14 protein-coding genes and 1 pseudogene are annotated in these 11952 nt (G+C 68.0%); 8 read left to right on the top strand and 7 right to left on the bottom strand.

Features of this window, described 5'->3' with window-relative positions; genetic code table 11:
- Positions 1-30 precede the first annotated feature (30 nt).
- Positions 31-1803 (bottom strand): M14 family metallopeptidase, encoded by a 1773-nt coding sequence (locus E4A48_RS07930; RefSeq protein ID WP_142742188.1) that lies wholly within the window; start codon positions 1801-1803, stop codon positions 31-33.
- 181 nt (positions 1804-1984) lie between these two features.
- Between E4A48_RS07930 and E4A48_RS07925 the strand changes: the two genes are divergently transcribed.
- Together E4A48_RS07925 and E4A48_RS07920 are read left to right on the top strand one after the other, a co-directional pair.
- Positions 1985-3529 carry a POT-type proton-dependent oligopeptide transporter gene (locus tag E4A48_RS07925; RefSeq protein ID WP_142742187.1) on the top strand — a complete coding sequence of 515 codons (1545 nt, stop codon included), beginning with the start codon at positions 1985-1987 and terminating at the stop codon, positions 3527-3529.
- A 9-nt stretch (positions 3530-3538) separates the two neighbouring features.
- Positions 3539-4174, top strand: coding sequence for a rhomboid family intramembrane serine protease (locus E4A48_RS07920; protein ID WP_058197030.1), 636 nt, complete (start codon positions 3539-3541; stop codon positions 4172-4174).
- A gap of 129 nt (positions 4175-4303) precedes the next feature.
- Here E4A48_RS07920 and E4A48_RS07915 read toward each other — a convergent pair whose 3' ends face one another.
- Positions 4304-4504, bottom strand: coding sequence for a hypothetical protein (locus E4A48_RS07915; RefSeq protein ID WP_039005019.1), 201 nt, complete (start codon positions 4502-4504; stop codon positions 4304-4306).
- Between the two features lie 275 nt (positions 4505-4779).
- Here E4A48_RS07915 and E4A48_RS07910 point away from each other — a divergent pair, with 275 nt between their 5' ends.
- The 4 genes from E4A48_RS07910 (at position 4780) to E4A48_RS07895 (ending at position 6975) form a co-directional block, all read left to right on the top strand.
- Entirely contained in the window at positions 4780-5067 is a 288-nt protein-coding gene (locus E4A48_RS07910; protein ID WP_142742186.1) for a GNAT family N-acetyltransferase, read from the top strand.
- Positions 5068-5163: 96 nt separating this feature from the next.
- The gene (locus tag E4A48_RS07905) at positions 5164-5991 is read left to right on the top strand and encodes a DUF3298 and DUF4163 domain-containing protein (protein WP_142743127.1); all 828 of its coding nucleotides are present in this window, start codon (positions 5164-5166) and stop codon (positions 5989-5991) included.
- Between the two features lie 121 nt (positions 5992-6112).
- A complete protein-coding gene (locus E4A48_RS07900; RefSeq protein ID WP_039005021.1) occupies positions 6113-6400 on the top strand; it encodes a hypothetical protein in 288 nt (95 codons plus the stop codon).
- Positions 6401-6477: 77 nt separating this feature from the next.
- Positions 6478-6975: a MarR family winged helix-turn-helix transcriptional regulator gene (locus E4A48_RS07895; RefSeq protein WP_039005022.1), complete on the top strand. Its 498-nt coding sequence runs from the start codon at positions 6478-6480 to the stop codon at positions 6973-6975.
- Positions 6976-7088: 113 nt separating this feature from the next.
- Here E4A48_RS07895 and E4A48_RS07890 read toward each other — a convergent pair.
- A pseudogene (locus E4A48_RS07890) lies at positions 7089-7394 on the bottom strand (M3 family metallopeptidase); the annotation flags it as partial.
- 24 nt (positions 7395-7418) lie between these two features.
- Positions 7419-7667, bottom strand: a complete 249-nt coding sequence (locus E4A48_RS07885) for a hypothetical protein (protein WP_039005024.1) — start codon at positions 7665-7667, stop codon at positions 7419-7421.
- A 207-nt stretch (positions 7668-7874) separates the two neighbouring features.
- Here E4A48_RS07885 and E4A48_RS20520 point away from each other — a divergent pair, with 207 nt between their 5' ends.
- Together E4A48_RS20520 and E4A48_RS07880 are read left to right on the top strand one after the other, a co-directional pair.
- The gene (locus E4A48_RS20520) at positions 7875-8036 is read left to right on the top strand and encodes a hypothetical protein (RefSeq protein ID WP_176717137.1); all 162 of its coding nucleotides are present in this window, start codon (positions 7875-7877) and stop codon (positions 8034-8036) included.
- 4 nt (positions 8037-8040) lie between these two features.
- Positions 8041-8532, top strand: a complete 492-nt coding sequence (locus E4A48_RS07880) for a glutathione peroxidase (RefSeq protein ID WP_058196595.1) — start codon at positions 8041-8043, stop codon at positions 8530-8532.
- Positions 8533-8667: 135 nt separating this feature from the next.
- On the opposite strand, the gene E4A48_RS07875 is transcribed toward E4A48_RS07880, so the two are convergent.
- The 3 genes from E4A48_RS07875 to E4A48_RS07865 form a co-directional block, all read right to left on the bottom strand.
- Positions 8668-9447, bottom strand: coding sequence for a ferredoxin--NADP reductase (locus E4A48_RS07875; protein ID WP_039005026.1), 780 nt, complete (start codon positions 9445-9447; stop codon positions 8668-8670).
- 97 nt (positions 9448-9544) lie between these two features.
- A complete protein-coding gene (locus tag E4A48_RS20515; RefSeq protein WP_230812653.1) occupies positions 9545-9940 on the bottom strand; it encodes a hypothetical protein in 396 nt (131 codons plus the stop codon).
- A 26-nt stretch (positions 9941-9966) separates the two neighbouring features.
- Complete coding sequence (locus tag E4A48_RS07865) at positions 9967-11850, bottom strand: ABC transporter ATP-binding protein (protein ID WP_058196594.1); 1884 nt, start codon at positions 11848-11850, stop codon at positions 9967-9969.
- Positions 11851-11952 lie beyond the last annotated feature (102 nt).

Here is an 11952-nt window from a genome sequence, read left to right as displayed (position 1 = left end):
AGCGGGGGAAGCGAACAGCCGGGTGCGGCGCTAGGACGGCGCTTCGTCGCTACGCATCACCGGATACAGCCGGTACTGCGTGTCCCAGGAGGAATGGCGGCGGTAGAAGAATTCCAGCCGCGCGTGCGGATCCTTGGCGAAGTCGGCGTCGTGCTCGAGCTTGGCCTCGAACTCGGCCTGCAGCGCCGGGTCGCTGGCCAGCATCTGCCGCGCTACGTCCTCGGCGACGTAGTCTTCCATGTATTCGGCGCGTTCGAAGGCGCTGTTGAATTCGCCCCATTGCAGCAGCGAGTCCGGCGCCTGCGGTTCCAGCAACGCCATCAGCAGCCGCGCCTTGGGCTGGGCGATCGGCACGAACAAGGCACCGGCGCCGATGGCGCGCGTTTCCGGTGTCCAGGCGCCCTGCACGCTGAGCCGCTGGTGGCCTTCGGAGGAACGCACGGCGAAGCTGGCGTCGTCGGCATGGAACGTCTGCACCGGCAGCGTGGCGGCGCGTTCCAGGGTGCGGAAGGCGATGCCGTGCTGGCGCAATTTGGCGGCGACCCGCGCGGCCTGCGCGGCCGGCACCAGATAGCCGGCGCGCGGCGCCACGACTTCGACGCTGGGCACGATGTGATCGCGCAGCGATACCCGCCATATCTGCGGGGTGCGCTCGTCGTAGCGGGTCATCAGCGCGCCGGACACCGGCGACAGCGTGCGGGTATAGGCGTAGCCGCGGAACTCCACCAGCCGTGACTGCTCGGTGGTGCGATAGTCCAGCGTTACCGTCTTCCCACCCAGTTGCTGCGCGCGCGCGTCGGCGGCCAGCGTGTCGGCGCGCCAGCGGCTGCCGTTGCGCGCCACCTGCTGCAGCACCGAGACGATGGTGTTGCGGGTGATCCGCACGCGCTGCGGATACGGCTTCCACGAATGCGTTTCCACCAGCATGCCGAAGCGGTTGCGTAGCTGGAAATAGCCATGCGAGAAGCGCGGCGTGGCCACGTTGTCCTCGAAGCCGGACGCCGGGTCGTCGTTGACCACGAACGAGGGGTAGTAGGGCAGCGGCAGCGAGCCCTGCCGCTTCAGGTCGGCGAGTACGCCGTCGCGCAGGCGCAGGCCGTCGCCGCGCAGCGCGGCGTCGCCGGCATGCAGCGGTTCCACCTGCACCGACACGTCGTGTTCGAACTGCGCGCCGTCGGTGACGTGCAGGTCCACGTACAGCAGCGGATCCCACTGGTCGACCAGGCGCAGCATCGCCTGCATCTCCGGCGCGTCGGCCTTGACGTAGTCGCGGTTGAGGTTGAGGTTCTGCGCGGTGGTGCGCCAGCCCATCTGCTCCGGGCCGCGCTGGTTGGGCCGGTTCCAGGCGCCGAAGCGCTCGTGGCCATCGACGTTGAACACCGGCACGAACAGCCACACCTGCTTGTCCAGCGCGCCGCGCGCGGCCTCACCGTCGAGCAGCTGGCGCAGCGCCAGGAAGCCGGCGTCCTTGCCGTCGATCTCGCCGGCGTGGATGCCGCCCTGGATCAGCACCACCGGCAGCTTGCGCGCCTGCGCGGCGGCCGCATCCAGCGCGCCGGAGGTGGACACCGCCAGCGCCTGCATCGGCCGGCCTTCGGGCGTGGTGCCGAAGGCGAAGCAGCGCACTGCCTGCGGATAGCGCTGCGCGAACGCGTCGCACAATGCGATGGTCTCCGCATAGCGGCCGGTACGCGCGTAACCGCTGCGTTCGGCCTGCGTGGACAGGCCCGCCTCGCTGGCCAGCAATGGCATGCTGCACAGCAGCATCGACAGCAGAAAGGGGACCAGCCAGGGTCGGATCATTGCGGCACCGTCGCGCGATAGGCGCCCATGATGCGTGCAGCGCGCCGATTGCGAAAGCACCCGCATTTCGCCGCGCGCGTGTCGCGGCTGGTTCGATTCGTCCGGAACGATCGGGTAACCTTCTGAAAACTTTGCCTGGACCACTGCCTGTGACGCGCGATCGAGCGATGAGGAATCCTGGATGAGCACGGCCGGCGCGCGGATGCCGCGGCAGATCCCCCACATCATCGGCAACGAAGCCTGCGAGCGTTTCAGCTTCTACGGCATGCGCAACATCCTGGTGCAGTTCCTGATCACCTCGTTGTTGCTGCAGGAAGTGACCGCGCCCGGCCGCGAGGCGGAGGCCAAGCACATCATGCATAGCTTCATGGTCGGCGTGTATTTCTTCCCGCTGCTCGGCGGCTGGCTGGCCGACCGCTTCTTCGGCAAGTACAGCACCATCCTGTGGTTCAGCCTGATCTATTGCGCTGGCCATGCCTGCCTGGCGCTGTTCGAGGGCAGCCGCGAAGGGTTCTTGGTCGGCCTGGGGCTGATCGCGCTGGGCGCCGGCGGAATCAAGCCGCTGGTGGCCTCGTTCATGGGCGACCAGTTCGACCAATCCAACAAGCACCTGGCCAAGCTGGTATTCGACGCGTTCTACTGGATCATCAACTTCGGCTCGCTGTTCGCCTCGCTGCTGATCCCGCTGGCGCTGAAAAATCTCGGCCCGGCGTGGGCATTCGGCATTCCCGGCATCCTGATGTTCGTGGCCACTGTGGTGTTCTGGGCCGGGCGCCGCCGCTACGTGCGCGTGCCGCTGCCGCCGCGCGATCCGCACGGCTTCGCCCAAGTGGTGCGCAGCGCGCTGCTGTTGCGCGCGCCTGAGCAGGGGCGTCCCGGCCTGGCGCTCGCCGCCATCGCGGTGGTGCTGGCGCTGGCCGGTTTCGCGCTGCTGCCGACGCTTGGCATCGTGATCTGCCTGTGCCTGGCGCTGGTGCTGCTGCTGGCGGGCATCGGCGGCGGCACTTGGCGGCAGCTGGAGCGCGCCCGCGCGGTGCATCCGGACGCGGCGGTGGACGGCGTGCGCGCGGTGCTGCGGGTGCTGGTGGTGTTCGCGCTGGCGACGCCGTTCTTCTCGCTGTTCGACCAGAAAGCCTCGACCTGGGTGCTGCAGGGCCAGCAGATGCAGATGCCCGACTGGTTCAGCGCCTCGCAGATGCAGGCGTTGAATCCGGCGCTGGTGATGCTGCTGATCCCGTTCAACAACCTGGTGCTGTACCCGCTGCTGCGCCGCGGCGGCTACGAGCCGACCGCGTTGCGGCGGATGACCGCCGGCATCGGCTTCAGCGGCCTGGCCTGGATCGTGGTCGGCACGCTGCAGGTGGCCATGGACGGCGGCGACGCGCTGTCCATCGCCTGGCAGATCCTGCCGTACGCGCTGCTGACCTTCGGCGAGGTGCTGGTGTCGGCGACCGGGCTGGAGTTCGCTTACAGCCAGGCGCCGCAATCGATGAAGGGCGTGGTGATGAGTTTCTGGAACCTGACCACCACGGTCGGCAACCTGTGGGTGCTGTTGTCCAACGCGGCGGTGCGCAACGCCACCGTCACCGCACACATCGGCAGTACCGGGCTCAGCGAAACCGCGTTCCTGATGTTCTTCTTCGCCGCCTTCGCCTGCGTCGCCGCGCTGTTGTTCGGACTGTACGCGCGTCGTTACCGCATGGTCGATCATTACCGTACCGCCTGAGGCCCCCGCATGCCGTCTGTCACCCCCGTCAACCTGATCCTGATCGTGCTCACCGTGCTGGTGTCGTGGGCGGCGTTCAACAACCGCAAGCTGCTCGACCGGCTGATCCTGTGGCCGCCGGCGATCGACCGGCACAAGCAGTACGACCGGCTGCTGACCCACGGCTTCATCCATGCCGATTTTCCGCATCTGCTGTTCAACATGGTCACGCTGTATTTCTTCGGCGGCCCGATCGAGCGGCTGATGGAGCGGCTGACCGGCAGCCTGCTGACCTATCCGCTGTTCTACCTGGCGGCGCTGGTGGTGGCGATCCTGCCCAGCTACCTGAAGAACCAGAAGAACCCGAACTACTTCAGCCTGGGTGCGTCCGGCGCGGTGTCGGCGGTGCTGTTCGCCTACATCCTGCTGGCGCCGTGGACCGGGATTTACTTCTTCTTCATCCCGATCCCGATCCCGGCGATCCTGTACGCACTGTTCTACGTGGGCTACAGCATCTGGATGGACCGCCGCGGCGGCGACAACATCAACCACAGTGCGCACCTGGCCGGCGCCGCATTCGGCGTGATGTTCCTGTTGATCATGGAGCCGTCGGTGCTGCCGCATTTCCTCGACGAACTGGCGCAGCCGCGCTTCGGCCGCGGCTAGCGAGCGGCGCGCGCAGTGGACATGCAGTAGCGTGAAATGCGGCCGGCGCGGGCCGCGCGTGGCGGCGGCTCGGGCGCTACTGACAGGATTGCGCGCCGCGTCGCGGGCCGGAGCGTCAGGCTCAGCCGCTCAGCCGGCCATGCTGCCGCGCAGCTGCACCTTGGCGCTGCCAATGGCGGCGTGCTCGTAGGTTTCCTTCAGCCGGTCGTAGACCTCGCTGCTGAGCTGCTCGAATTCCCAGCCCTGGGTCTGCCCGTCCACCACCAGCTGGAACAAGCCTTCCAGCAACGACGTGTCGTGGTCGCCCCGTATCTGTTCGTTGTCGCTCATGCGCCTTGCCCTTGTTCGATTACATCGGGATGGACTGTGCAAAACCCATGCCAGGTTCGTGCGGTGGTCCAGTGTCGATAGCGGCTGCCTGCGGCGCGGCTTTAGCTCGCAGGATCCGTTTCACAACCCGGCGCACAATTCGCGCGCCGCGCAGGGCGGGAACGGGGTCGATGCCGGCATGCCCCAGGTCGGAAGTCACGCAGCGCGGCATGCGGCTTCACATTGCCGCGGCGCGCGCGCGACCAGACTGTGCATTCAGTCGCATGAGCCGGGTCATGAGCGCAGCGTCCCTTCCCCCGATCGAACACGATCCGCAGCGGCAGCGCTTCATGCTGCACTTGGACGGCCACGAGGCCGAGTTGGACTACCTGCTGCAGGATGGGCGCCTGGTCGTCACCCATACCAGCGTGCCGGGCGCGATCGGCGGCCGTGGGTTGGCCGCGCGCTTGGTGACCGCGGCGCTGGAGCATGCGCGGGCGCAGGGATTGAAGGTTGTCCCGTCCTGTTCGTATGCGGCGGTGTTCGTGAAGCGCCATCCCGAATACGCCGACGTGCTCGGTTGAGTAAGCACGACGCGACGACGGCGCGATAATTCGTCATCACACTCAGGCAGGACACAGGGAGCGGACGTGAGGCACAGGTCACACACGGGGCAACACATTGCATGGCGGTGGACGGCGCTGGCGTTGGCGGCGAGTCTGGCCGTGGCCGGCTGCAAGCGCGAGGCCGCTGCGCCCGCCGCCGCACCGGCACCGGCCGCCGCTGCCCCCACTGCGGCGGCAGCGCCGGCCGCCCCGGCGCCGACGGAACTGAAGGACGTGATCGAGCAAACGCCCAGCTACGTTGTCGGCATCACTTTCCCGTCGGCGCTCAACCGCTACCCGGGCCTGGCCGAGGTGGTGGGCCGCTACGCGCAGGCCGCGCGCGGCGAGTTGATAGAGGCGGTCGGCGGCCTCGGCAACGACCGTCCCAGCGCACCCTACGCGTTGTCGCTGCAGTTCGAGATGCTGCTGGAACGGCCCGAGCTGGTGGCGGTGGCCGCCGACGGCAGCCGCTACACCGGCGGGGCCCATGGCGAACCGCTGGTGGCGCGCTTCGTGTGGCTGCCGCAGCAGCAGCGCATGCTCACCGCCGACACGCTGATCCCCGATCCCAAGGGCTGGGCGCAGGTGGCCGGCTATGTCGCCACCCAGTTGCGCCAGGCGGTGCAGGCGCGGGTGGACGCCGAGCAGCTGCCGCCGGAGGACCATGACGAACAGGTCCGTAGCGCCGACAAGATGATCGCCGAAGGCACCGGGCCGCAAGCGCAGAACTTCAGCCAGTTCCAGCCGCTGGTCGACGCTGCCGGCAAGATCGTGGCGTTGCGCTTCGTGTTCCCGCCGTACCAGGTGGGACCGTATTCCGATGGCACGCAGTCGGTGGACGTCCCGGCCAGCGTGTTGCGCGGCCTGGTGGCGCCCGAATACGCGGCGCTGTTCGCAGCGTAGCGGTTGCCGCATCGCCTGCGTGCGGACGGGCGACGGGCTGTTCCTGCTGCAGACCGTAGGCAGCACCGCCTCGCGGCAGCGCACCGATCCGTAGATCGCGCGCTAGCTATTCTCCAGTTCGATGCTGCCATCGGTCGCGCAGCTGGCCGCGACGCTGGAAGGCCGCTTCGTCTTCGCGGACTGGCACAACGTCGGCGCCGACCACGAGCGCACTCTGCAGGCCTGGCGCGACAACGGCGAGGCCTGCCCTGGCCACGGCTGCATGCGCAGTGCTACGAGCCGCGTTTCCGGCGCGTGTGGCGCTCCAATCCGGCCGGTCGATGGCCAGCTTGCGCTGCCGCGCGCGCAGCTGTGGCAGCGGCTGCTCTCGCCCGAAAGTGTACCGGGGGGATACCGCGCACCGTGCTGAACGGCCGTGGCTGGTCGGCGCCGCGCAACAGCCGGTAGCATTGGCGGCTTCGTCCCCCACAAACGATTGCATTCTCCATGGGAAGTTTTGATCAGACCGAGCGACGCGTCGCCTTTACCTGCGAGCGCTACCATGCCTTCCCGCGCGAACCTGCCGTGGTGATCAGGCTCGTCAAGCATCTGTACAAGCGCATCCACGCCAATGCCTGCGTGCGGCTCAAGGCCTACGGCATCAGTCCGCCGGAGTACGACATCCTGATGATGCTGTACGGCACGCCCGGCGAGTGCATCACCCCGACCGAAGTGGCCGAGGCCGCGGGCGAGAAGCCGGCCAACATCACCCGTCTCACCGACAGCCTGTGCAGCAAGGGTCTGATCCTGCGTTCGGCCAGCCCCGACGACAGGCGCAAGATCAGCATGACCCTGTTGCCGGCCGGGACCGCGCTGATCGAAGCCATGCTGCCGGAGGTCTGCAGTTTCCTGGAAGAGGAAACCGCCGGCCTCGACGAGGCCGAGCAGGTGCAGCTGGAGAGGCTGCTGAAGAAGATGCTCGCCGGCATCGACAGCACCGGCTGAGCGCGCCGCGTCCGCGCGTGCCGGCGGCACATTGCGGCCGCGACGCAAACGAAAACGCCGCCTGGGACACGGGCGGCGCATGCTGCCGGGGTCAGTCCTTGGCGGCCGGCGGCTGGCGTCTGTGGCAAGGCGCTGTCGCCGCCACCCGAGGGCAGGCCGCGTTTTTCCAGCAACGGCTCGTTCTTCGCTGCGTGTCCGGCGAAGTCCTGGAACAGCTGCATCGCATCGACGCTGCCACCACGCGAGAGCAGGGTCTGGCGGAAACGCTCGCCGTTGGCGCGGCTGAGTCCGCCGTGCTGCTTGAACCACTGCCGGGTGTTGGCGTCGAGCACCTCGGACCTGATGTAGGCGTAGTAGCCGGCTGCGTAACCACCCATGATATGGCTGAGGTAGGGCGTGCGGTAGCGCGGCTGCACCGGCGTCTACCACCACTGCGGCGGCATTCACCTCTTGACCTTCTGCTCGGCGATCGCCTCCACTTCCTTCAGCTGCTGCGCCATGCCGGCGTCGAAGGCCGGTGCGAAGTCGCTGTCCTTGATCCGGTCGAACTGCGGGAAGTGCGGCGGCAGCGGACTTTCGGCGAAGAACGGATTGGCCTGCGTGGCCGCTTGCGCGGCAGCGGGCGTGGCGGGGTTGGCATAGGCAGGCATGGCGAGTCCGAGCGTGGCGGCGAGCGCGAGGCGGGAGGTCATCGAGCGGCATCCAGCGATGAGGTTGGATCATGCAGGCTATCCCAGCGCGGCGCGCGCGGCCCGTGACTGCAGCCATCGGCCGGCCCCGCGGCGCAGCGCCTGCGGCAACCGCGCTTGCCTTCGCCGCCGCGGCGGCGTCATATAGCGCTTGACCGAGGCAGACCACTGCCACTGCGTGAAAACGGCCGACCGCCGCAGGGAAACACCATGAAAGCGATCTTTGGCGACCCGACCGGCGACATCGCCCACCTGTGCAAGGTCGCGCTGCTGCTGAAGCAGGGCACCGCTTCCACCCCTAGCGAGGTCTACGCGGCGCTGGGCATCGCAGCGTTCGCCGCGCTCGCGCGCATCGCCACCATCGAGGATTGAGCGCATGGACACCCCGACCACCGCCTACGCCTTCACCGCCACCGACCTGGATGGCCACGCGCACCCGCTCGCCGACTACACCGGCAAGGTGCTGCTGATCGTCAACGTCGCTTCCAGGTGCGGCTTCACCCCGCAATACGCTGGGCTGCAGGCGCTGTGGCAGCAATACCGCGAACGCGGGCTGGTGGTGCTGGGGTTTCCCTGCGACCAGTTCGGCCACCAGGAGCCCGGCACTGCGGAGGAGATCAAGCAGTTCTGTACGCTGACCTACGACATCGATTTCCCGATGTTCGCCAAGGTGCAGGTCAACGGCGCCGCCGCGCATCCGCTGTGGCAATGGCTCAAGCAGCAGAAATCGGGATTGCTCGGCATCGCCGCGATCAAGTGGAACTTCAGCAAGTTCCTGGTCGGCCGCGACGGCCAGGTGCTGGCGCGCTATGCGCCGACCGACAAGCCGGAAGCGCTGGCGGCGGATATCGAGCGCGCGCTGGGTTGAGCGGAAACGGTGCGCGATGCGGCCCGCTTTCTGCAGAAGTGGCTTCAGCCGCGACAGGCTCTACGGACAGCAACTGTGAAGCCGCCTTTACAGTGACGCGTCGCGGTTGGCAGGCGCAGCGATCGCGGCCGCGCGTTACTTTTCGACGAAGGCGCGCTCGAACACGTAATGACCCGGCGTGCCGATCCGCGAGGAGGCGACGAAGCCGCGCGCGTCCAGGGTCTGGCGCAGGTCGGCCAGCATCTGCGGGCTGCCGCAGATCATCGCCCGGTCGTACTCCGGATCCAGCGGCGGCAGGCCCAGGGTCTGCTGCATGCGCCCGCTGTCCAGCAGTTCGGTGAGGCGGCCGCGGTTGCGGAAGTCTTCGCGGGTCACCGCCGGGTAGTACAGCAGTTTCTCGCGGATGGTCTCGCCGAGGAACTCGTGCTGCGGCAGTTCGTGCTCGAAGTAATCGCGGTAGGCCAGGTCTTTTTCGAAGCGCACGCCGTGGGTCAGGATCACCTTGTCGAAGCGCTCGTAGGTTTCCGGATCCTTGATCACCGACAACCACGGCGCCAGGCCGGTGCCGGTGCCGAGCAGATACAGGTGCCGGCCCGGGTGCAGGTCGCTGATCAGCAGGGTGCCGGTGGGTTTCTTGCCGACCAGCACCGCATCGCCCGGCTTGATGTGCTGCAGACGCGAGGTCAGCGGGCCGTCCGGCACCTTGATGCTGAAGAACTCCAGCCGCTCTTCCCAGTTGGCGCTGGCGATGGAGTAGGCGCGCAGCAGCGGCCGCGTCTCCGTCTCCAGGCCGATCATCACGAACTGGCCGTTGTCGAAGCGGAAGCCTTCGTTGCGGGTGGTGGTGAAGCTGAAGTAGTCGTCCGTCCAGTGACGGACGTCGAGCACCGTTTCGGGGCCAAAAGCAGAGGACATGCCGTTGATCGTGATGGGGAAGGAGCGGGCGCCATTCTACCCCATGCCGGCTCAAATGAGAGGTAATCTCATTTGTGGTGATGCATCCCGGCGTACGTCACTTCTCGAACGACAGTTCGTAGGACAGGTACAGCGGCGCCTGCGGCGGGACCAGCAACGGGCGCTTGCCCAGGAAGCGCTCCAGGCACAGCGCCAGCGGCGTGGTGCCGTTGCCCCAGCTCGCGCCGACGCTGCCGTCGGCCTGCAGCTGGACCACGACGACGAACGGCGAGGTGTCCGGGCGAGGCGTGGCGCAACTGGCCACGCCCTCGTCCAGCGCCGCGCGTTGCAGCGCCTGCAGGCGCTCGGCCAGCGCGCCGGGCAGCGCGGCCTCGTCGCGGTCGGCCAGGGCCTTGGCGGCGGCGTAGTCGGATGGGCCGGGAAGCGGGTCGGCCGCTGCAGCGGGGAACGCCACGGCGGCGGCAAGCAGGCAGGGCAGGAAGCGTCGCAGCATTGGCGGATCCGAAGGACAGGCGAAGCTCAACGATACCCAGCGGCCTGCAATTCGAACAGCTCCGCGTAGCGTCCGCCTTGCGCCATCAGTTCGGCATGGGTGCCGCTGGCTTCGATCTGGCCGCCGGCCAGGACCAGGATGCGGTCGGCCATGCGCACGCTGGAGAAGCGGTGCGAGATCAGCACCGCGGTGCGGTTGTCGGACAGCTCCTTGAAGCGCTGGAACACCTCGAACTCGCTGCGCGCGTCCAGCGCCGCGGTCGGCTCGTCGAGGATCATCAGCTGCGCATCACGCATATAGGCGCGCGCGATCGCGATCTTCTGCCACTGCCCGCCGGACAGGTCCACCCCGGCCTTGAAGCGGCGTCCGATCAGCTGCGCGTAGCCGTGCGGCAGGCCCTCGATCAGCTCGCTGGCCATCGCCCGCTGCGCGGCGGCGCGGATCCGCGCCGCATCGGCCATCGAATCGACCCGGCCGACGCCGATGTTCTCGCCGGCAGTGAGGTGGTAGCGCACGAAGTCCTGGAAGATCACCCCGAGGTTGGCGCGCAGGTCGTCCAGGTCGTAGTCGCGCAGGTCGCGGCCGTCGAGCAGGATGCGGCCTTCGTCCGGGTCGTACAGCCGCGCCAGCAGCTTGACCAGGGTGGTCTTGCCGGCGCCGTTCTCGCCGACCAGGGCCAGCACTTCGCCGGCGCGCAGTTCGAAGTCCAGGTGCCGTACGGCCCATTGCTCGGCGTCCGGATAGCGGAAGCCGACGTTCTCGAACACGAAGCCGCGCACGATCGGCCGCGGCACCGGCACCGCGCCGGGGCGGGTGCGGATCTCCGGCACGATGCGGAAGAACGAATACAGGTCGTCCAGGTACAGCGCCTGTCCGGCCACCTGCGAAAACCCGATCAGCAACCCTTCCAGCAGCTGGCGCAGGCGCAGGAAGCTGCCGGCCAGGAAGGTCAGGTCGCCGATGCTGAAATCGCCGCGCACCGTGCGCCAGGCGATGTAGCCATAGGCGGCGTAATAGCCCAGCGTGCCCAGCGCGGCCAGCAACGTGCCCCACAGCATGCGCTTGCGCGCCAGCGCACGGTTGGCCTGGAAGAAGCGGTCGGCCAGCGCGCGGTAGCGCTCGATCAGGAAGCTGTGCAGGTTGAAGATCTTCACTTCCTTGGCGGTCTCGACGCTGGCGCCGACCTGGCGCAGGTAGTCGAGCTGGCGCCGCTCGGCGGTCCACTGGAAGTTCAGCGAATAGCCCAGCGCGTTGAAGTGCGCCTCGCCGACGAAGGCCGGGATCAGCGCGACGGCCAACAGCAACATCAGCCACGGCGCATACACCACCAGGCCGATCGCAAAACTGACCACGGTGATCGCGTCCTGCACCTGGCCGAACAACTGGCTCATCAGGTTCATCCGGCCCATGGTCTGGCGCCGCGCGCGGTCGAGCTTGTCCTGTTGTTCGGGGTCCTCGAAATCCTCCAGGTCCAGCTGCGCCGCATGCTCCATCAGCTGCACGCTGGTGACGTTGTTGAACAGCTCCGACAGCAGCGTGTCGGCATAGCTGACCAGCCGCCCGAGCAGGTCCGAGCCGATCGCCAGCGCCAGTTCCAGCGCCAGCAGTTCCAGCAGCCGGGCCAACCGCCCGCTGGCCAGCGCCTCGCCGAACGAGGTGAAGCCAGGCGATTGCCCGACCAGGTGGATCGCCTCGTCGATGATCAGCTTGCCGATGTACAGCGAGGCCACCGGGATCAGCGCGCGCAGCATGCGCAGGCCGATGCTGGTCAGGGTCAGCCAGCGGCTGGTCCGCCAGATCTGGCGCAGAAACGGCGGCAGGTTGCGCATCGCATCGAAGCGTTCGCGCAGGCTGGGGCCGGTGCGCGGCGCGGCGGATACGGCGCCATGGGTAGGAGCGGAAGAGGCCATCCGCGCATTGTGCCGGGGCCGGGTGTGCGCGGGGAGTGTTTGGGCGGCGCGCGCGCCTCAAGGTGGACATCCAGGGATGAGGGCTGATCCGTGATCGCGCTT

Origin of the sequence: Xanthomonas translucens pv. cerealis (assembly GCF_006838285.1) — a bacterium.
In the GTDB taxonomy this organism is placed as follows: Bacteria; Pseudomonadota; Gammaproteobacteria; order Xanthomonadales; family Xanthomonadaceae; genus Xanthomonas_A; species Xanthomonas_A cerealis.
The sequence above is the reverse complement of the archived record's forward strand: the minus strand, read 5'-3'. Positions and strand labels throughout refer to the sequence as shown.